The sequence below is a fragment of the Ruegeria sp. O4 genome, from assembly GCF_056535125.1.
This window is the reverse complement of record NZ_JBQERO010000002.1, coordinates 36,055-55,733: the sequence shown is the minus strand read 5'-3', so window position 1 is coordinate 55,733 and position 19,679 is coordinate 36,055. Positions and strand designations below refer to the sequence as shown.

Here is a 19,679-nt window from a genome sequence, read left to right as displayed (position 1 = left end):
CGGTTGAATTCCTATGAGCGTGCGCTTTTACGCGCTACGCTGTGCATGTCAAGGCCAATCGGACGATCCCAGCCCAGGAATCGGGCACAGATTTAACCCGGTAACGTTGGCGCACCCATATAGCTGTGAATCTGGTCTCTTTCACTGTCCGAAAGACCCAGCGCAGTGGACAATTGCCGCAAATATGCGGCCTCACGATCATTGTCCAACCGTATTGCCGCCAGAGATGTCGCATAAATCTGCGTTCTGAGCGGTGCCCCAGAATCAGCTGCCAGACCCATGACGTCGACAGGTGCGTTCAGTTGTTCCTGCACGAATGCGCGTTCCTCGTCACTGATGTCATCGCCCAACTCTCCGAGGATCGTTTCTTTCTCGTGCTCGTCCAGCTCGCCGTCTGCCTTTGCCGCCTGGATCATCGCCCGCAACATGAGCTTGGCCTGAGCTTCCATGGCAGCCCCGGCTGGTGTTCCGCCAAACACCGTCTCCATCATGTCGGTGGTCTGCTGGCTGCCAGTTCTGGCCGCCCCCTGTATCGCATTCAAAAGCCCGCCAAGACCGGCGGCACCTGCGGCACCTGCGGCACTGCCACCCAGCCCCATCTTACCCATCATGTCCTGAAGGCCTGTCGCACCTCCGGGAAGGCCGAACTGTTCGGCCATTTTGCCAAGCTGATCCATACCAAGGCCGCCGCCTGCGCCTTGCATCATGTCCTGCAAGCCAGCCATTCCGCCCATTTTCTGGTATTTCTCCATCCCCTTCGCAGCCGCGAAACCAACTGCAACGGACGCAAGTGTCTTCATAAAGCTCATGACAATCCTCCCGGTTTTTCAAAATACGCCCCAGTTCTATCAAAGGAATGCAAAGGCGAATACCACGTTCAACCCCCACGGGATTCCGGACTGAATTTCCAAGCCGATGAGGACCAAAAGACAGTGAGTAAGTTTGTACATATCACGATATCGTGATAGGTTTGCCGCAACTGATACGTCCAAGAGGCCAACTTCAGGCTCGACGACCAAGGCAGTGTGAACAGGTAATGCCCGCGCGGAGCAGTGTTGTTTTACGCAGCTTTTCTTGGGGGGCTATCATGACAGAATGGGTTATTCAGGGCGAAGAACTGGCCAATTGTAATTGCAATTTCGGCTGTCCCTGCCAATTCAGCGTTCTTCCATCACACGGAAATTGCGAGGCTGTTGTCGTTTTCGACATCGAAAGCGGGCATTATGGCGATACTGATCTGGCCGGTTTGCGGGCAGCAGGTGTTTATCACTGGCCGGGACCGATCCACGAAGGCAATGGTCAGATGCAACTGATCATTGACGAAAGTGCTACAGCCGAACAGCGCGCAGCATTGCAGGCCATCATGACCGGCGAAGACACCGATGAAATGGCGACCATGTGGTACGTTTACAGTGCGATGGCCCCGACGAAATATGATACGCTTTTTGTCCCAATCGAATTGAACTGGAACCGCGATGATCGTAGCGGCTACGCCAATGTTCCGGGGGTCTTCGACGTCGAGGTCAGCCCGATTCCACATATCGTATCGGGCGCCGCGCACAGGGCATCGATCCAGTTGCCGAACGGCTTTGAGTACCGCCACGCAGAGGCTGCCTCGGGGTCGGCCAAAACAACGGGCGGCGAAATCAGCCTTACCTTTGATGCCACGCACGCCCATCTCGCACATCTGAACCTCTCGGGTCACGGTGTTCTGGGCGCGTAGCCGGAGACTCTTTCATGACCAGACAGAGTGCGACAGCCCCTGCCGGGGCGATTGAGCGGCTGTTGAAGCAGGACAATGCAATCGTGTTGGGCAGCGTCCTTCTGATCATTCTTGCTGCCACCTGGTACACAGTTGCCGGCGTCGGGATGAAAATGTCTGCGGTCGAAATGACCCGCATGGCAGGGCCGGTTGGGGAGCCCATGCAGATGGGTTCCGCAACCGCCTGGAGCTTCGGTTACACTCTGCTCATCTTCCTGATGTGGTGGATCATGATGATTGCCATGATGACCCCAAGTGCCGCGCCAGCCGTGCTTTTGTTTGCAGCGACAAAGCGCATGGGCCCTGAGAAAGACCGCGCCGCAACGTTCAGCCTGTGTTTCCTGTTGGGCTATCTGGTGACCTGGGGTGCGTTCAGCCTGACTGCAACGGCATTGCAGTGGGGACTGGAACATATCGGGCTGTCGAGCGGGCCGATGATGACAATCCGCTCTGGCCCTTTCGCGGGAAGTGTTCTGCTGGCTGCCGGGTTCTATCAGTTTTCAAGTTTGAAGAATGCGTGCCTTCGTTACTGCCAAAGCCCCGCAAGGTTTCTGGCCGGTCACAACCGGCCCGGACCCTTCGGCGCGCTCAGAACCGGAGCCCTGCACGGCACGTATTGCCTGGGATGCTGCTGGGCGTTGATGCTGCTGCTGTTCGTCGGAGGGATCATGAACCTCTACTGGATCGTTGGCATTGCCGCCTATGTCGCGCTGGAAAAGCTTCTGCCGACAGCCCGGTGGCTGGCGCCGGTGTCAGGTGTGGCGCTTATCGGAGCAGGTCTTTGGCACATCGCGGCACCGTTGATCTCCGGTATCTGACGCAAGACGGCCCCCGGGGCGGCTGACTGAAAGGCCCTGTGATTTCTCGTTAAAAAGGAGGTACCAATGCCTGTTTTCATTACCTACGCAACTTATTCGCAAGCTGGTGTCAAAGGCATGCTGCAAAAGCCCGAGAACCGTACCGGCCCAGTGAAAGCATTGCTGGAGAAAGTCGGCGGTCGACTGCTATCCTTCTACATGACAACCGGCAGCAACGACGTGGTCGTGATCAGCGAAGCGCCGGACGGAACAGATGCTGTGGCGGTCGGCATGGCGGTCGCGGCATCGGGTGCGGTCACGAACATAGAAACGGTTCGGGCCTGGACTGCGGACGAGTTCGTTTCGGTCACTGAGAAAGCCGCAAGATTGGCGGGGACCTACACGCCGCCCGGAGGATAAGTAGATACGCGCGGAGGGCCTGTAAGCCGGATCTTGTTCCGGGGTTGCCCCCTTCGATGACCATTCCTCTAGGCCGTGCATTGCTGCACGGCTCAAGCTGCCAACCCGGTCCCTCTCGGCCAAGACGCGCTTAGCGGCGGTATCGGCTTGCGCCGACCGGCCCGCGCGGGGACCCTATTTGGCATTGCTCCCGGTGGGGCTTGCCGTGCCGCCACTGTTGCCAGCGGCGCGGTGGGCTCTTACCCCACCGTTTCACCCTTACCCGCGGCCGAGGCTCTGGGCGGTCTGATTTCTGTGGCGCTTTCCGTCGGGTTGCCCCGCCCGGGCGTTACCCGGCACCGTTGTCTTGTGGAGTCCGGACTTTCCTCTCGGGCATACGCCCCAGCGGCCATCCGGCCCTCCGCGCCCGGGCTGGGTAAGCTTTGCGGTCTGCGGCGTCAAGAGCTGACAGGCCCGAGAAGGGGCCAGCCCCTTCTTGGCCTGCGGCCAATTCAACCCCGGGATATTTTTGGCCAGATGAAGAGCGGATCAGGTTGTTGTGTCCGACGGGGTGACCGCATTCATATCCGCCATGTCCAGCGGACCTTTCGCCCAGGGGCGAAATCGCAACCGGACAGCGGCCAGCAGTTTTGCATCGTCCACGGGGGCGGTGAAACCTGCCATCCGAGCAGAGGCGCGAAATGCTTCTGCATCGGGTGACATCGGATCAACTCCTGTGCCGCGCGGTTTGGCCAGCGCTTGCTTTTCGAGCCTGTTCCAGTCGAAGCGCGGCCCAGGATCGCATTTACGGCCGGGCGCCATATCGGAATGCCCAATGACCCCGGACGACGCAATGGACCAGCGGGTCATGATCAGGGGCAACAACTGTTCCAGCACCGCCATTTGCGGCTGCGAGAACGGATGTTTGCCGGTGTTATCCAGTTCAATCCCAACCGAGCGCGAGTTGATGTCGTCCTTGCCGTCCCATTCCCCTGCGCCGGCATGCCAGGCGCGATCTTCTTCACGCACCATTTGCCACAGGGTGCCATCACCCCCGATCAGGTAATGAGCCGAAACTTCGGAAGCCGGGTCGCATAGGCGATCCAGAGCCGCCTGCGCACCGTCCATGGCCGTATAGTGGATCACGATCAAGGATGGCACCATCCCGCCCCGGCGCTTGCCGAAATTCGGAGACGGATGCCAGATCGGCGTTAAGGCGTCAGTTGTTAACGGCACTGCGGAACGGGCTGGGGTCCCAGCCACAGGCATAGCCGTCGCCATCCGGGTCCAGACCCTTGCGGTCACGTTGCGGACCGCCATTGGACAGGAATTCGATCTGAGCCTGATCCGGTGACGGGAATTGCGCGCAGTTCCGCTGTGACTTGGCTTGCAGGTTGAAACCGGAACGGCTGTAGAGTTGCGTGCCCACCGGATTGGAGGTGCTCAGCGCATATTGTACGATATTCGGTTGGCCGCTCGCCGTCCGCTCAGGCACGGCGGTTGGCGCGACGACTTCGTAGGTCTGGCGGTTTTGCTCAATCCGGGCGGCATCGGATTGGATGCTGCGCCTCTCGGACACGGCTGCGAAGTCCTGCTCGTCAGAGATTGCGCTGCTGTTGGAGCCGGAAGACGGCGACGCGGAGACCGAGGATTGCCCGGACGTGCTGGCCAACGCTGCGGCGGTCTGGTTGGCGATGTCCGCATTCTCACCTGTTGCAAAGGTCGATGATCCCGGTGTGCCCAGTGGTTGCTGGGAAACATCGACCGGAGCCAGCAGCGGATTGACCGCCCCGCCCTGGCCCGCCAATTGAGCCTCGCGCTGCGCCTGATATTCAGGCGTGTTGAAACCCGTGCTGGTCAACGGCGCGACATTGGTGCAGGCCGCAGCCAGTGTCAGGGCCGGGACCAAAAGCAAAACACGCATTGTTTGGCTCCGTCTTCAGTAATTCACTTGCCCGAAGGCTTACCACCATTTGCCGGGCTTGGCCACAAAACCGGCTGCGGTTTCCAGCGCATAAGCGGTGTTGAGCAAGTCACCTTCTTCCCACGGGCGCCCGATCAGCTGCAACCCCAAGGGAAGACCTTGTGCATCCAGCCCTGCGGGGACCGAGATACCGGGCAAGCCAGCGAGGTTCACGGTAACCGTAAAGACGTCGTTCAAATACATTTGAACAGGGTCCGCCTCGGTCATTTCCCCCAGACCGAAAGCCGCCGAAGGGGTTGCCGGTGTCAGAATGGCATCGATGCCTGCGGCGAACACGTCTTCGAAGTCTTTCTTGATCAGGGTCCGGACCCGGCGCGCGCGATTGTAATAGGCGTCATAGAAACCTGCGGACAGCACATATGTGCCGACCATCACGCGGCGCTGCACCTCGGGGCCAAAACCTTCGGCGCGGGTCTTTTCGTACATCTCGGTGATGCCATCGCCCTGCGCGAGCTGTGCACGGCGACCATAGCGAACACCGTCATAGCGGGCGAGGTTCGAAGATGCCTCGGCCGGAGCAATCACGTAATAGGCGGGCAGCGCGTATTTGGTGTGCGGAAGCGAGATGTCGACAATCTCGGCCCCCGCGGCTTTCAGCATCGCTGCGCCATCGGCCCAGAGTTTTTCGATCTCGGCGGGCATACCGTCCATACGGTACTCTTTCGGGATACCGATCTTCTTGCCCTTGATGTCACCGGTCAGCATGGCCTCGAAATTCGGGACCGCCAGTTCGGCACTGGTCGAATCCTTGGGGTCATGTCCGCACATGGTTTCCAGCATGATCGCTGCATCACGCACGTTCTTGGTCATTGGTCCTGCCTGATCCAGCGAGGACGCAAAGGCGACGATACCCCACCGCGAGCAACGACCATAGGTGGGTTTGATGCCCGTGATGCCAACGAAGGCCGCAGGCTGGCGGATCGAGCCTCCGGTGTCGGTACCTGTCGCAGCCAGGCACAAATCAGCAGCCACGGCAGACGCAGACCCGCCAGACGAGCCGCCCGGTGTCAGTTGCGCATCATCGTTGCCACGGCGCCACGGGCTGACCGCATTGCCATAGGTCGATGTTTCATTGGACGATCCCATGGCGAATTCGTCCATGTTCAGTTTTCCCAGCATCACCGCGCCTGCGTCGGCCAGTTGCTGAGAAACGGTGGATTCGTATTCCGGCTTGAACCCTTCCAGGATTTTCGACGCCGCCTGCGAGGGCACACCCTTGGTGCAAAACAGATCCTTGATGCCGATCGGCAGGCCACACATCGACGGTGCGTCGCCACGCTGGATCCGCTCATCCGCAGCCTTGGCGCGCTCCATTGCAAGTTCGGGTGTCTTGTGGACAATGGCGTTCAGCGCATCTGCCTCGTCAATGGCTTTCAGGCAGGCGTCGGTCAGCTCGACAGAAGTGACGTCACCTGAGCGCAGCGCATCGCGCGCCTCGGCCAGACCCAGTTTGTTCAGCTCGCTCATGTCTTACTCCACCACTTTGGGAACTGCGAAGAACCCTTCGCGGGCGTCAGGGGCGTTGGCCAGCACCTTGCCCTGCTGGTTGCCGTCGGTTACCTCGTCCTTACGGCGTTTCAGCCGCATCGGCGTGACCGAGACCATCGGCTCGACACCTTCGACATCCACTTCGTTCAGCTGTTCGATGAACCCGAGGATTGTGTTGAACTCGGATGCCAGCGCCGGCAGCGCGTCATCCTCGACCTTGATCCGGGCCAGTTTGGCCACTTTGGCGGCGGTGCTTTGGTCAATCGACATCGGCTTCCCTCATCTACGTTATGGGGCGTTTACCTGTCTGTTGCGGCAGTCGCAAGACCGCTGCGCCATGGGCCGTCCCGAGTTTGAGATCCACCGCATGACACCCGCCATTCAAAACTGAATGAGTGGTATGCAAAAAAGTAAACTAATTAGTTCAATATTGTCCTTGAAAACTGAACTGTACTGTTCATTTCTAGTTGTGCGACACAACGCAAACCGGAGAAAAACATGAAACCCCTGATGATTGCCGCAGTCTTGTCCGCCACCTTTTTGGCCGCACCGGCCATGGCCTTGGGTATCGACACAAGCAACCTGACACGCACTTTGACCTTCCCCTCGCCCGTGACGGAACCGGTCACTCAGGACAAGGTTAAACCTGCAAAGTGATGCGCAGGTTCCGGCTGGGTCGGATTTCCCCTCTCCGACCCGGCCAAAAAGCATATTCGAGGGTGCACAGCCCAAAGCGAGTCGTTAGCATTGCTGCAAATACCAAAAGGGAACTGCATAAGGCACTTGCGGTTCTGACAAGCAAGTGGAGCAGCTGATGAACACGCAAAAACAAGCGGTCCTGGATGCCATCGATGCGGCGAATGCAAATGACCCCAACCGCGATGATGGCCGCCCCGAAGCGCAGCTTTACGGCGAGCGCATGAGCGCAGAGCTTGACCGCCTGTTTCCGGGCGCGTCCGACGCCTTGCAGATTGCGGCGCGTGGTCAACATGTGGAGCGGTGGAAACTTGCCCGCAATGAATTCCCGGAAGGTCGGGCGGGTTATCTGGCCTGGCGCAAGGCGCAAGGTGTACACCACGCGGACGTGGTGATGAGTTTGATGACCCAAGAAGGCTATGACACTGAGCAGGCCGAAGCCGCGGGTCGCATGTTGCGCAAGCAAGGCATCAAACGCGATGCAGAGGTGCAGGCGCTGGAAGATGTGATCTGCTTTGTGTTTCTGAAATGGTATTTCCAACCCTTTGCGGCGAAACACTCAGCCGAGAAAATCCAGAGCATTGTTGAAAAGACTGCCCGCAAGATGTCGCCCGAGGGCCGCGCACGGGTTATAAGCGAATTCGACCTGCCGGATCATCTGGCCGCAGCCTTTCAAGACTGAGAAAAGGCCAACGCCGTTTCATCGACCGAATAATAAGTCTTAAGGTTGGTAACGACAGGCCTCCGCGCCATATGCTCATGATCCACGAGTTTGGGTGACGCGGCCCCTGATGAGGGCCGCTCGATACACTTCGATCATCCAGCCCAGCAAAATGGCATTCAGGAGATGCCACATGAAATGTGTCCCCACCGGCCATTGGCCGCAGAAACGCATATCGAGGGCACGGAAAGTTATCGACAGGATCAGGATCAACGCCCCGATTGTCATTCCTTTGGCCAGAATCGGATCACGGCCGCGCAAAAGAACAGCATAGATCAGGATCAGCAAAGGGACTGGCGCATAAACCGCCGACCCTCCAAGCCCCGGAACATGTTGGAACAGTGGGACAGCAGCCGTCGCATAGGGAAGAAAAAGAAGCATTCCCCCGAACGCCACCCCCAAAGGCATCCTCCAGATGTCTTTATTCACCGCAAAAACATAGACCAATATGAACAACAGTATGGGCGCGACATCCGCCAAAGCCGCCCATACCTGCGCATGCGTGTGGAACAGGTAACTGCCAAACCCGACGATCGCCAGAAGCGCCACCAAAACCTTGGCCAGCGGCATGTTCTGATTGCGCACGCGCCTCCACATGACCCATGCGCAAATCAGAAAAGCAGCGTTTGTGACCGCGTTAACGGGCTCGGCCCAGTAGGCTGGAGACAGCCGCTCGCAGTACCCGTCTATTTCACGAAACCAATCCATGGAAATTTACTTATCCGATGTTAGGCTGCCGCCAACAGAATGATTGGGAGGAAATAATTATGAACATTATCTGGTTGGGCCATGGAAGTTTCCGTATCGAAACCCAGGGACAGGTGCTGCTAATCGACCCCTGGCTGACCGGCAACCCGGTCTTGCCCGAGGAACAGCATGACGCCGCCGTTGGTGGCGCCACCCACATCCTTCTGACCCATACGCATTTTGACCATGTCGTCGACGTTCTGCCTTTGGCCAAACACCTGAAGATTCCGGTTGTGGGACAATATGACCTGATGGGGTACTGGGCCGAAGCCGAAAGCATCGAGACCATTGGTTTCAACAAGGGCGGCACGGTCAACCTGAACGGGGTCATGGTAACAATGGTCCCGGCCTCTCACAGCTCGACCTTTTCGACACCGGACGGCCTGCGCACGGGCGGCAGCGAGGTCGGCTTTATGATCAGTGCCGAGGGGCGCATGCTTTATGTTTCAGGTGATACCGACATCATGGCCGACATGGACTGGTTGGGGGATTACTACAAACCCGATATTGGCATCCTGTCAGCGGGCGGGCATTTCACCATGGATATGAAAGCTGCCGCCTACGCCGCCAAAAGATACTTCAACTTCAAGACGGTAATTCCCTGCCACTACAAGACCTTCCCGATTCTTGAGCAATCCGCTCAGGCTCTGGAAGGTGCTTTGCCGGGTGTAGACGTCATCGAACCGCAGGTTATGCAGGCGATAAAGCTGTAGGGATGATATGACCAGCGACATTGTCCCTTCACCGGAACTGATCGCAGTTGTACGGCGATGGAATCAAGCCGTTCATGACAAGGATCGGGCTGTGCTGGTCAACATGCTGTCATCCTCGGAACACCTGCGGTATCAGGGCTCGGCGGATGAAGAGGCATGGTCCGGGCAGGTGTTTCGGCGTGGCTTCGCCGATCACACCAACGAAATCCCGGACTATGACTGGCAGGAACATTCGCTGGAAGCCTTTGAATGTGGGGATGTAGGCTGGGCATTTTGCGAAGCGACGCTGACCTTTCATTCGAACGGCAATTCAGCCTGGCACCGCTTTACATTTGTTCTGCATCTGGAAGACGGCGTCTGGAAAATGGTGCAGCTGCATGTGTCTAACCCGACCTCGAACATGGAAAAGATCGGCATCGAGCATTCGGTGTTGAATGCACTGATCGAAGCCGCAAAACAGGAGTTCACACAGGATCAGACCGAGGGAACCGCTTCGGTCATGTTCACTGACATTGTCGGGTCGTCAGATATCACCCGGCACTTGGGTGACAAAAAATGGGCCCAGCTTATTTCCGGTCATTTTGATCTGGCTGAACACCTTATCCAAGCCCATCAGGGACGACTGGTCAAATCCCTTGGGGATGGCACGATGTCGATCTTCCCGACGGTCCAGGATGCGATTCAGGCAGCAATCGAGCTGCAAAGAAAGAACGCATTGGCAAATTCCGAAACACCTCTGGGTCTGCGGATTGGAATTCATACCGGCGACGTCATACAGAAAGATGAGGATTTCTTCGGGTCCGTCGTCAATAAGGCGGCGCGCGTGACAGACGTAAGTGGCCCGAATGAAATTCATGTCACCGACGTGACCAGATTGCTGGTCAACCCGGAGGGCGGTCTGAGGTTCAGTTCGCCAAAATCGGTTGCACTGAAAGGGTTCGGCGGGCAGCAGACAGTGTATCGCCTGGACTGGAACTGACAGTGGCCGTCCTGTCAGATCACGGTCATTTTTCTATTCGTTTTTCCGCGAAAAAATCCAGCAGCAGGGTTTCACATTCTTTGGCGGCTATGCCGTCATAGACCTCGGGCTTGTGATGCGCTTGCGGGTGGGAAAAAACCCTCGCGCCATGGGCCACGCCGCCGGATTTGGGATCGGAAGCCCCGTAATAAACGCGCCGGATACGCGCGGCCGCCAGGGCCGCTGCGCACATGGCGCAGGGTTCCAGTGTGACATAGATATCATGTCCGGGCAGTCTTTCAGATCCAGCATGGGCACAGGCCGCGCGCAAAGCCAGGATTTCTGCATGCGCCGTTGGGTCGTTCAACTCACGCGTCCGGTTTCCTGCCTGCGCCACAACAGAGCCGTCCGGCCCGACAATGACCGCGCCAACGGGCACTTCGCCGCGATCCGCTGCAGCGCGCGCCTCACTCAGTGCCTGTTCCATATGCGATTTGAACATCATGCCCCTGACTGCATCAGAAACCTGCCTTTCGCAAGCGCGCGGGATAGGGTATGGCCCAGACATGAACAAGACCCCTCCTCCCGGCGACCGGATCGCCAAAGTCCTGGCCCGCGCTGGCGTCGCGTCGCGGCGCGAGGCCGAGCGCATGATCGAAGCTGGCCGCGTGGCTGTGAATGGCAAGACCATCGACAGCCCCGCCCTGAACGTGACGGCGAAAGACAAGATCATTGTCGACGGCAAACCGGTCTCGGAACCGGAACCCTCGCGTTTGTGGCTGTATCACAAGCCTGCTGGGCTGGTTACGACAACCCGCGACGAAAAAGGGCGCGATACGATTTTCGACAAGCTGCCCGAAGACATGCCGCGGGTGATGAGTGTTGGTCGGCTTGACCTGAATTCCGAAGGTCTGCTGCTGCTGACTAATGACGGTGCTATCAAGCGCAAGCTCGAACTGCCCGCGACCGGCTGGTTGCGCAAATACCGTGTGCGGGTAAACGGCCGCCCGAAAGACGAAGATTTCGAACCGCTGCGCAAAGGTCTGGTGATTGAGGGAGAGCGGTTCCAGCCGATGACCGTCACGCTGGATCGCCAGCAAGGGGCCAATGCCTGGCTGACCATCGGTCTGCGCGAAGGAAAGAACCGAGAAATCCGTCGGGCCATGGAAGATATCGGTTTTAATGTGAACCGTTTGTTGCGGGTTTCTTACGGCCCGTTCCAATTGGGCAATCTGAAGCCGGGAGAAGTCGAAGAAATCCGCCGCCGCGTTATGCGCGATCAACTTGGGCTGGATTCGGATGCCAAACCCGAAGCGCCCCCCAAACGCCCGACGCGACCACAAAGAAAACGCCCGCCCATCGGCAAGAATCCCCGCAAGTGATGCAGGTTCGGCAACCTTCCCCCTAGCGCCAAGCCTGCGTATCCCCTAAATTTTCTGTGATTGCTGCTATTTGGGGAGCGTGATGTCCGGAAGCGGAGTGCAAAAATTCGCCTACGCCGTATTGCTGGTGCTTTTGTTTGGCGTGTGCACAGGCGTGCTTGGGGGCTTGTAACGCATGGCAAAGCGATTTGGCGGCAAATACAGCCCTCAGGATGATACGTCCGGCGACACTCTTCAGCCCCGTGGGCAATTCGATGGCGCGCGGGTCGAACCTGCGGGCGCGCGTGCCAATGTCCTGTTCATACCGGCCATCCCATTGGTGTTTCTGTCGCTGAACGACGGCGCGATAGGCATGACCATTGGTCTGATCGCAGCTGGCCTGCTGACGGCAGCTGCGTTTTTACTGCGGGAAGGTCTGCGGGCCGAAGCCGCGTTTAACGCCCGTAAGGCTGCCCGCCGGCCTGCGTTTCCCCGTAAAATCTTTGCCAGCCTTCTGACAGGTCTGGGCGCCGCTCTTGCGTCCTACCGGACCGAGTTTCTGAATGCGGAAACGGCGTCGCAAGTCAGCCTGCTTGCCCCTGTCTTGTTCGGCGCTGCAGCAACCGTGCTGCACTCGGCCTCCTTCGGGTTTGATCCGATGAAGGACAAGGGCATGGAAGGAATTGACACCTTTCAGCAAGATCGCGTTGCCCGGGTCGTTGAGGATGCGGAAAACCGTCTTTCCGAGATGACGGACGCCATCAAACGCGCGGGTGATCGCCGGATCGAAGCCCGTTTGGAACGGTTTCAGGACACCGCACGTGACCTTTTTCGAACGGTCGAGGAAGACCCCCGCGATCTGGCTGGCGCGCGAAAATACATGACGGTTTATCTACAGGGCGCGCGTGATGCGACTGTCAAGTTCGCCGATGTCTATGCCCGGACCCGCGATGCGCAGGCGATGACAGACTACGTCGCGCTACTGGATGATCTGGAACAGAATTTCGCCGCGCGTACGCGGAAAATGCTATTGGATGACCGCAGTGATCTGACGGTCGAAATCGACGTGCTGCGCGAAAGATTGCAGCGCGAAGGCGTCCGGTTGGACTGACCGGCCATTATTTGAGCGAGGAACATCCCCATGTCCGATGAGATCAAGAACAAGGCGGCTCAGGCCGAAACACTGGTGCAGGAAGTCACCGCAGTTGCCCTGCCCGAACCAAAGGCCGAGGTTATCTCGCTTGAAGAAGCCGATGAACCCGTGAGTGCCGAGATCCGCAAGCGCATGGACGAGATTGACATGGGCAACACCAACTCGATTGTTGCTTTCGGGTCTTCCGCTCAGGCCGAATTGCAGGAAATCAGTCAGGCCATGCTTGCGGATGTGCGCAACAAGGATGTTGGCCCGGCAGGAGACAGCCTGCGCAATATCGTGACCACGATCCGCGGATTTTCGGTCAGTGAGCTGGACGTGCGCCGCGAGCGCAGCTGGTGGGAAAGGCTGCTGGGCAGAGCCGCACCATTTGCGAAATTTACCGCTCAGTTTGAAGAAGTTCAGGAGCAGATCGACCGCATAACCGACGATCTTCTGGGACATGAACATACACTGCTCAAGGACATCAAATCGCTGGACCTGCTGTACGAGAAAACTCTGGGTTTTTACGATGAACTGGCGCTGTATATCGCGGCGGGTGAAGAAAAGCTGACCGAGTTGGACAGCCATGACATCCCCGAAAGGGAAGCCGCCGTTCAGGCCGCGCCAGAAGAAGAACAGGTGATGAAAGCGCAGGAACTGCGTGACATGCGCGCCGCGCGTGACGATCTGGAGCGCCGCGTGCACGATCTGAAACTGACGCGTCAGGTCACGATGCAGTCGCTGCCGTCGATCCGGCTGGTGCAGGAGAACGACAAGTCGCTGGTCACAAAGATCAACTCGACGCTGGTGAACACCGTGCCGCTGTGGGAAACGCAACTGGCACAGGCCGTCACCATTCAGCGCAGCGCCGAAGCTGCCGCCGCGGTGCGCGACGCCAACGATTTGACCAACGAGCTTTTGACTTCGAATGCTGCCAATCTGCGCCAGTCGAACAAGATGATCCGCGAGGAAATGGAACGCGGCGTGTTCGATATCGAAGCGGTCAAAAAGGCCAACGCAGACCTGATCGGTACCATCAACGAAAGCCTTGCCATTGCGGATGAAGGAAAAGCCAAACGTGCTGCCGCCGAGGCCGAGTTGCAGAAGATGGAGGCGGAACTGCGCGACACTCTGGCATCCGCCAAGGCGCGACGAGACGGGACCGGCGACAACGCCGGAACCGCTGTCCCCGGCTGAGGCTGAACTGGGCGTGCGGGATATTACATATCTGAAACTGGGGTTGGGGATGGCGGCGTTTTTGGCTTTGGCCAATTGCGATGAAACACTGACATCCTCGATTGCACCACAAGCGCGCCCGGCGCCTGTTTCTGTTGCGGCGAATGCCTATGTACCGCCATCTGCCGCAAGTCAGGATCTGGCGCGGTTTTACCAGCGTGTCGAACGCGACCTTCTGGTCCGGGGGTTATTGCGGACAGACGGGGGCGGCCCCGATACGCCTTATGACGCCCAGGATCTGGCGCGAAATTTCGAAGCGATTGCGTTCTACAGCGAATATCCGACCCAAAACGTTTCCATCGGTTCCCGCCAGACAGACGGGCAACTCAGCCGGTGGTCGGGGCCGGTGCGCATCCAGACTGAGTTTGGGCCTTCCGTGCTGCCCGCTGTTCGGGAACAAGATGCGGAACGGGTTCAATCCTTTGCCTCGCGCCTGGCGAGGCTGACGGATCATCCGATTTCCGTGGTCTCCCGAAACGCTAACTTCCACGTCTTCTTCGCGGGCAAGGACGACAGCACCTATGTGGTGTCCCGACTGAAACAGCTGATCCCGAATATCAGTCAGGCTTCGCTTGATCTGGTCGCAAATCCGAGATCGAATTTCGATTGTTTTGTTTTTGCCTCGGCGACAACGGCGTCTCCGTACAAATATGTGCGCGCCGTTGCGTTGATCCGGGCCGAGCTGACCGATCTGGTCCGCCGCAGCTGTATCCACGAAGAAATCGCACAGGGACTGGGATTGTCGAACGACAGCCCGGCAGCGCGCCCATCGATCTTCAATGATGATGACGAGTTTGCCCTGCTGACGAGCCATGACGAAAAACTGCTGACAATGCTTTATGACAAGCGGCTGGAGCCCGGCGTGACAGTCGATCAGGCCCGCCCCATCGTGCATGTCATAGCCCGGGAAATGATGGGGCAACCGCTCTGACACCAAGGACAGGAGAACCCAAATGGGAATATTCGATTTTCTGACCGGAGAATTCATTGACGTCATCCATTGGGTTGACGACACTCGCGACACCATGGTCTGGCGGTTCGAGCGTGAAGGCCATGAAATCAAATACGGTGCCAAGCTGACTGTGCGCGAAGGTCAGGCGGCCGTATTTGTGCATGAAGGGCAGTTGGCGGATGTGTTCACGCCAGGTCTCTATATGCTAGAGACCAACAACATGCCGATCCTGACCACGTTGCAGCACTGGGATCATGGCTTTCAGTCGCCGTTCAAGTCCGAGATCTACTTCGTCAATACGACCCGGTTCAACGACCTGAAATGGGGGACCAAGAACCCGATCATGCTGCGCGACCCCGAGTTCGGGCCGACACGCATACGCGCCTATGGTACCTATACCGTTCGGGTCAAAGACCCGGCCAGGTTCCTTGTGGAAATCGTCGGAACCGACGGCGAATTCACCATGAGCGAGATCAGCTTTCAGGTCCGCAACATCATCGTGCAGGAGTTCAGCCGCGTTATTTCGGGGTCAGGTATTCCTGTATTGGACATGGCGGCGAACACGGCTGATCTGGGCAAATTGATCGCGGCTGAAGTTTCCCCGGTGTTGGAAGGCTATGGGCTGGAGATGCCGGAATTCTACATCGAGAATATTTCGCTTCCTCCGGCGGTCGAGGCCGCATTGGACAAGCGGACCTCGATGGGATTGGCCGGAGATCTGGGCAAATTCACACAGTATTCCGCAGCAGAGGCAATGACGGCTGCGGCCAGCAACCCCAGCCAAGGCGGTGGCATGGGCGCAGGTCTTGGCATGGGAATGGGCATGGCGATGGCACAGCAGATGTCAAACATGGCAGCGGCCCAGCCAAGCGGCCCGTGGGGATCGCCCGCCCCCGCTGCCCCACGACCGTCAACTCATGCGGCCCCGCCGCCGCCGCCGGTCGAGCATGTTTGGCATATCGCCGTGGATGGGCAGACCAGCGGCCCATACTCCAAAGCCAGGATGGGCCGAATGGCCAGCGAGGGTGATCTGACGCGCGACACCTTTGTTTGGACCGCGGGCCAGGACGGCTGGAAAAAGGCCGGTGACGTGCAGGAACTGGCGCAACTGTTCACCATTCTGCCGCCACCGCCGCCGGGGGCCTGACCGAAGCGCAAGACTCCTCCATCTGACCTGACACTATTGGGTAACGTATGACAAACGCCCCTGACCTTGCAGAGCACCGCTTTCCCTGCCAGCAATGCGGTGCGGATTATCGGTTCAGCCCTAGCAATGGTACGCTGACATGTGATCATTGTGGTCATTCGGAACCAATCGGATCGGGCCCATGGCAAGGTGCCAGCCTGCGCGAACTGGATTTTGACGCGGCCATTGCGGACCGTCTGCCTGACAGCGAGCTGGAACAGACGCGCGTTCTGTCCTGCCCGAACTGCGCGGCGCAGGTTGAATTCGACCCCAACACGCACGCTGCGGAATGCCCGTTCTGTGCCACGCCGGTGGTAACTGACACCGGCGTGAACCGGCATATCAAGCCAAAGGGTGTTCTGCCTTTTGCTTTCGACGAGCGCGAGGCGCACAAGGCGATGAGCGATTGGCTGGGTCGGTTATGGTTCGCGCCAAACGGGTTGAAGGACTATGCCCGCAAGGGCCGCAAGATGCAGGGCATCTATGTTCCGTACTGGACCTTTGATGCCGACACCAAGTCCGCCTACCGTGGTGAGCGCGGCGTGATCTATTATGAAACCCACACAGTGATGCGGGACGGTAAACGGGTTCAGCAGCAGGTTCCAAAGGTGCGCTGGTCACCCAAATCGGGTCGTGTTGCGCGGTTTTTTGATGACGTCCTGGTGCTGGCCTCGCAGTCGCTGCCCAAGGCTTACACCGACGCGCTGCAGCCTTGGGATCTGCCTGCGCTGGAGCCTTACCAGCCAGAATACCTCGCCGGGTTTCGCGCCGAAGCGTATACGGTCGAATTGAAAGAGGGCTACAGCGAGGCCCGCGCGCACATGGCGCGCGTGATCGAACGGGATGTTCGTTTCGATATTGGGGGCGACAAGCAGCGTATCCACACGGTAGACACCGAGGTACGAGACGTCACGTTCAAGCATATTCTGCTACCGATCTGGCTGGCGGCATACAAATATCGCGGGCAAACCTATCGATTTGTGGTGAACGGCCGAACCGGGCGGGTTCAGGGGGAACGCCCCTGGTCAGCCATCAAGATCACGATTGCCGTTATTCTGGGCCTGCTCGTAGCCGGGGTTGTCGGGTATCTGGCAGCCAACGGGCAGCAATAGCGGTCTCTTGTACATCTGGCGTGGCATGATCATCCTAAGTGTCGAGACGTAGAAACGAGGCGCCCGTGTCATTTGCAGAACTGAATAACCTTCTGAAAAATCGCCATTCCTGCCGGGCCTTCCTGCCCGACCCTGTACCAAACGAGCAGATCGAACAAATCGTGGCCAGCGCGGCCCGGGTCCCAAGCTGGTGTAACGCGCAGCCGTGGCAATTGGTAATCACAAGCGGCGCAGAGACCGACAGGTTCCGTGCTGCGATGCAAAACGAAGCTGAAACAGGCGTACCGGCCCCCGATCTTCCGTTTCCCGCGTCATACTCCGGCGTCTATCAAGACCGCCGCCGCGCGTGCGGTTGGGCGCTCTATGAAGCCGTCGGTGTGGAACGCGGGGACCGGGCAGGATCGGCCCGACAAATGATGCGCAATTTCGCTCTGTTCGATGCACCGCATTGCGCCATCGTCTCAAGCCCGGCGGAACTTGGGCCATATGGCGCAATGGATTGCGGAGGGTTTGTTACGGCTTTTTCGTTGGCAGCGCAGGCGTTGGGTGTGGCAACCATTCCTCAGGCCGCATTAGCCGCGTATGGCCCGTTCCTGCACAGATATTTTCGGATCTCGGAAGACCGCCTGATCCTGTGCGCGATTTCCTTTGGGTATTCGGACGGAAAGCACCCCGCAAATAACTTTCGTACAGATCGTGCCGTGCTGGGTGACTTTGTCGACTGGCGCGTCTAAACCATCGCTCAGGCAAGATAATCGCCAAGGGGGGGAACCGCGTGCGCGCATTGCTGCAAAGAGTTTCGCAAGCCAAAGTATCGGTCGATGGCAATGTCATTGGCGCATCCGGTCCGGGGCTTTTGATTCTTGTCTGCGCCATGCAGGGGGACGATGAAGCCCAGGCTGAAAAACTGGCCCGGAAAACCGCCAGACTCAGGATTTTCAAGGACGATGCGGGCAAGATGAACCGCTCGCTTCTGGATGTAAAAGGGTCAGCCTTGGTGATCAGCCAGTTTACACTGGCGGCAGATACAACAAGCGGTAACAGGCCGGGGTTTTCAACTGCAGCACCGCCCGAACTTGGCGAGCATCTGTATAACACCTTCGCAAACTACCTTGCTGCGCAAGGTGTAGCGGTGGAAACTGGACAATTCGGGGCCGACATGGCCGTTGAACTTGTCAACGACGGACCGGTCACAATCTGGGTGGAGACTTGATGGATACTGAAAAGCAAGCCGTTCAACTTTGGCGCGCCGGGGTTGAGGCCGTTGACGGATACACCGCCACCGAGGCCGCCCTGCACGACATCCCGAAACCGGACCGTATTCTGGCCGTAGGCAAGCCCGCCGCCGCCATGGCACGGGCGGCCTTGGCGCGGTTCGGCACGGTTCCCACGCTTGTTGTGACCAAGGACGATCACGGCCGTGACTTGCCGGACACTGTCGAGGTGATCGAAGCTTCGCACCCGGTTCCGGACAACCGCAGCCTTGAAGGCGGGCGTGCTCTGCGTAAGGCGCTGGAACAGATGGACCCCGGATCACATGTGCTGCTTCTGGTGTCGGGTGGCGCATCTTCGCTGGCCGAAGACCTTTTGCCCGGAAAATCACTGAGCGATCTCGAAGCATTGAACCGCAAGTTGCTTTCAGAGGGGATGGATATCGGTGCGATGAACGCCGAGCGGCGCAAGCTGTCCCGCATCAAAGGCGGGGGGTTACTGTCGCACTTTGCGGGCGCGCGCGCGACCGTTCTGGCCATCTCGGATGTACCGGGCGACGACCTCAATGTCATTGGATCGGGTATCGGCGCTTTGCCTTCCAGCCACACATTTGAGGCCGTCACGCGGATCGTGGCCTCGAACGCCCATGCCCGCAGTGCGGTTGTACAAGCCGCCGAAGCGGCTGGGCTAAAGGTTTGGGCCGATGAAGAGGCGCTGCATGACGACTATCTGAAGGTTGCCGCACATCTCGGCCAACTGCTGCGCGGCATGGAAAAGGGCGTGATGGTCTTCGGCGGAGAGCCGACAGTGGTCTTGCCCGATCACCCTGGGCGCGGTGGGCGAAACCAGGCGCTGGCACTTGCACTGGCACAGGAGATTGCCGGGCAGCCAAACCTTACAGTTGTTGTCGGCGGCACGGACGGCACAGACGGGCCGACCAATGCGGCAGGGGGAATCATTACCGGCGCAACATGGAGCGAAAGCGGGATAACCGCCCTTCGAAATGCTGACAGCGGATCGTTTCTGGAAAAAGCCCAAGCCTTGCTGACAACCGGGCCAACCGGCACCAATGTCATGGACCTGGTTGTCGCAATACGTGGATGAATTGACGCATATCGCACCGCGCCGTACCGCAAAGGCTCGGAAACTGGCCTGAAACAGAATTGTATCATAGTATTCTTGTGGAAAGGGCATCGCGCCAAACAAGGTTACTTGCGCTT

At 58.5% G+C, this 19,679-nt stretch carries 23 protein-coding genes and 1 other RNA gene; 16 read left to right on the top strand and 8 right to left on the bottom strand.

The features are described from left to right. Positions 1–92 precede the first annotated feature (92 nt). A complete protein-coding gene (locus tag ACR0J7_RS04480; RefSeq protein WP_480913418.1) occupies positions 93–809 on the bottom strand; it encodes a DUF533 domain-containing protein in 717 nt (238 codons plus the stop codon). A gap of 278 nt (positions 810–1,087) precedes the next feature. On the opposite strand from ACR0J7_RS04480, the gene ACR0J7_RS04475 reads away from it, so the two are divergent. From ACR0J7_RS04475 to ACR0J7_RS04465, 3 genes are all read left to right on the top strand, one after another. Beyond that, positions 1,088–1,723, top strand: coding sequence for a DUF1326 domain-containing protein (locus ACR0J7_RS04475; protein WP_480482006.1), 636 nt, complete (start codon positions 1,088–1,090; stop codon positions 1,721–1,723). A 14-nt stretch (positions 1,724–1,737) separates the two neighbouring features. After that, positions 1,738–2,580: a DUF2182 domain-containing protein gene (locus ACR0J7_RS04470; protein WP_480773146.1), complete on the top strand. Its 843-nt coding sequence runs from the start codon at positions 1,738–1,740 to the stop codon at positions 2,578–2,580. Positions 2,581–2,646: 66 nt separating this feature from the next. After that, positions 2,647–2,979 (top strand): GYD domain-containing protein, encoded by a 333-nt coding sequence (locus tag ACR0J7_RS04465; protein ID WP_209504623.1) that lies wholly within the window; start codon positions 2,647–2,649, stop codon positions 2,977–2,979. Positions 2,980–2,985: 6 nt separating this feature from the next. On the opposite strand, the gene rnpB is transcribed toward ACR0J7_RS04465, so the two are convergent. The 5 genes from rnpB to gatC form a co-directional block, all read right to left on the bottom strand. Next, positions 2,986–3,383, bottom strand: an RNA gene (rnpB, locus tag ACR0J7_RS04460) — RNase P RNA component class A. Between the two features lie 124 nt (positions 3,384–3,507). Then, positions 3,508–4,122 (bottom strand): N-acetylmuramoyl-L-alanine amidase, encoded by a 615-nt coding sequence (locus ACR0J7_RS04455; protein ID WP_480482346.1) that lies wholly within the window; start codon positions 4,120–4,122, stop codon positions 3,508–3,510. A 55-nt stretch (positions 4,123–4,177) separates the two neighbouring features. Further along, on the bottom strand, positions 4,178–4,882 hold the full coding sequence (locus ACR0J7_RS04450; protein WP_480913416.1) for a hypothetical protein: 705 nt from the start codon (positions 4,880–4,882) through the stop codon (positions 4,178–4,180). 39 nt (positions 4,883–4,921) lie between these two features. Beyond that, positions 4,922–6,409, bottom strand: a complete 1,488-nt coding sequence (gene gatA, locus ACR0J7_RS04445; protein WP_480913414.1) for an Asp-tRNA(Asn)/Glu-tRNA(Gln) amidotransferase subunit GatA — start codon at positions 6,407–6,409, stop codon at positions 4,922–4,924. A 3-nt stretch (positions 6,410–6,412) separates the two neighbouring features. Then, on the bottom strand, positions 6,413–6,700 hold the full coding sequence (gene gatC, locus ACR0J7_RS04440) for an Asp-tRNA(Asn)/Glu-tRNA(Gln) amidotransferase subunit GatC (protein ID WP_267365979.1): 288 nt from the start codon (positions 6,698–6,700) through the stop codon (positions 6,413–6,415). A 228-nt stretch (positions 6,701–6,928) separates the two neighbouring features. Between gatC and ACR0J7_RS04435 the strand changes: the two genes are divergently transcribed. Together ACR0J7_RS04435 and ACR0J7_RS04430 are read left to right on the top strand one after the other, a co-directional pair. Next, a complete protein-coding gene (locus tag ACR0J7_RS04435; protein WP_209504628.1) occupies positions 6,929–7,087 on the top strand; it encodes a hypothetical protein in 159 nt (52 codons plus the stop codon). A gap of 157 nt (positions 7,088–7,244) precedes the next feature. After that, on the top strand, positions 7,245–7,808 hold the full coding sequence (locus ACR0J7_RS04430; RefSeq protein ID WP_480557663.1) for a DUF4202 domain-containing protein: 564 nt from the start codon (positions 7,245–7,247) through the stop codon (positions 7,806–7,808). Positions 7,809–7,883: 75 nt separating this feature from the next. On the opposite strand, the gene ACR0J7_RS04425 is transcribed toward ACR0J7_RS04430, so the two are convergent. Next, positions 7,884–8,555, bottom strand: coding sequence for a ceramidase domain-containing protein (locus tag ACR0J7_RS04425; protein ID WP_480773144.1), 672 nt, complete (start codon positions 8,553–8,555; stop codon positions 7,884–7,886). A gap of 59 nt (positions 8,556–8,614) precedes the next feature. Between ACR0J7_RS04425 and ACR0J7_RS04420 the strand changes: the two genes are divergently transcribed. Continuing rightward, on the top strand, positions 8,615–9,307 hold the full coding sequence (locus ACR0J7_RS04420) for a metal-dependent hydrolase (protein ID WP_480913412.1): 693 nt from the start codon (positions 8,615–8,617) through the stop codon (positions 9,305–9,307). Positions 9,308–9,314: 7 nt separating this feature from the next. Then, positions 9,315–10,286 carry an adenylate/guanylate cyclase domain-containing protein gene (locus ACR0J7_RS04415; RefSeq protein ID WP_480831471.1) on the top strand — a complete coding sequence of 324 codons (972 nt, stop codon included), beginning with the start codon at positions 9,315–9,317 and terminating at the stop codon, positions 10,284–10,286. 25 nt (positions 10,287–10,311) lie between these two features. On the opposite strand, the gene ACR0J7_RS04410 is transcribed toward ACR0J7_RS04415, so the two are convergent. Continuing rightward, positions 10,312–10,770: a nucleoside deaminase gene (locus tag ACR0J7_RS04410; RefSeq protein ID WP_480913410.1), complete on the bottom strand. Its 459-nt coding sequence runs from the start codon at positions 10,768–10,770 to the stop codon at positions 10,312–10,314. Between ACR0J7_RS04410 and ACR0J7_RS04405 the strand changes: the two genes are divergently transcribed. From ACR0J7_RS04405 to ACR0J7_RS04365, 9 genes are all read left to right on the top strand, one after another. After that, complete coding sequence (locus ACR0J7_RS04405) at positions 10,769–11,647, top strand: pseudouridine synthase (protein ID WP_480913408.1); 879 nt, start codon at positions 10,769–10,771, stop codon at positions 11,645–11,647. The genes ACR0J7_RS04410 and ACR0J7_RS04405 overlap by 2 nt on opposite strands. Positions 11,648–11,822: 175 nt before the next feature. After that, positions 11,823–12,737: a 5-bromo-4-chloroindolyl phosphate hydrolysis family protein gene (locus tag ACR0J7_RS04400; protein WP_480909997.1), complete on the top strand. Its 915-nt coding sequence runs from the start codon at positions 11,823–11,825 to the stop codon at positions 12,735–12,737. A gap of 30 nt (positions 12,738–12,767) precedes the next feature. Beyond that, positions 12,768–13,958: a toxic anion resistance protein gene (locus tag ACR0J7_RS04395; RefSeq protein WP_480582816.1), complete on the top strand. Its 1,191-nt coding sequence runs from the start codon at positions 12,768–12,770 to the stop codon at positions 13,956–13,958. 49 nt (positions 13,959–14,007) lie between these two features. Continuing rightward, positions 14,008–14,928, top strand: a complete 921-nt coding sequence (locus tag ACR0J7_RS04390) for a DUF2927 domain-containing protein (protein WP_480482348.1) — start codon at positions 14,008–14,010, stop codon at positions 14,926–14,928. A gap of 22 nt (positions 14,929–14,950) precedes the next feature. Then, a complete protein-coding gene (locus tag ACR0J7_RS04385) occupies positions 14,951–16,096 on the top strand; it encodes an SPFH domain-containing protein (protein ID WP_480506192.1) in 1,146 nt (381 codons plus the stop codon). 47 nt (positions 16,097–16,143) lie between these two features. Beyond that, positions 16,144–17,247, top strand: coding sequence for a TFIIB-type zinc finger domain-containing protein (locus tag ACR0J7_RS04380; protein ID WP_480506191.1), 1,104 nt, complete (start codon positions 16,144–16,146; stop codon positions 17,245–17,247). Positions 17,248–17,312: 65 nt separating this feature from the next. Then, complete coding sequence (locus tag ACR0J7_RS04375) at positions 17,313–17,981, top strand: nitroreductase (protein ID WP_480913406.1); 669 nt, start codon at positions 17,313–17,315, stop codon at positions 17,979–17,981. Positions 17,982–18,022: 41 nt separating this feature from the next. Beyond that, entirely contained in the window at positions 18,023–18,460 is a 438-nt protein-coding gene (gene dtd / locus ACR0J7_RS04370; RefSeq protein WP_480475727.1) for a D-aminoacyl-tRNA deacylase, read from the top strand. Further along, a complete protein-coding gene (locus ACR0J7_RS04365) occupies positions 18,460–19,563 on the top strand; it encodes a glycerate kinase type-2 family protein (protein WP_480913404.1) in 1,104 nt (367 codons plus the stop codon). The genes dtd and ACR0J7_RS04365 overlap by 1 nt, the downstream gene beginning before the upstream one ends. The last annotated feature ends 116 nt before the right edge of the window (positions 19,564–19,679 follow it).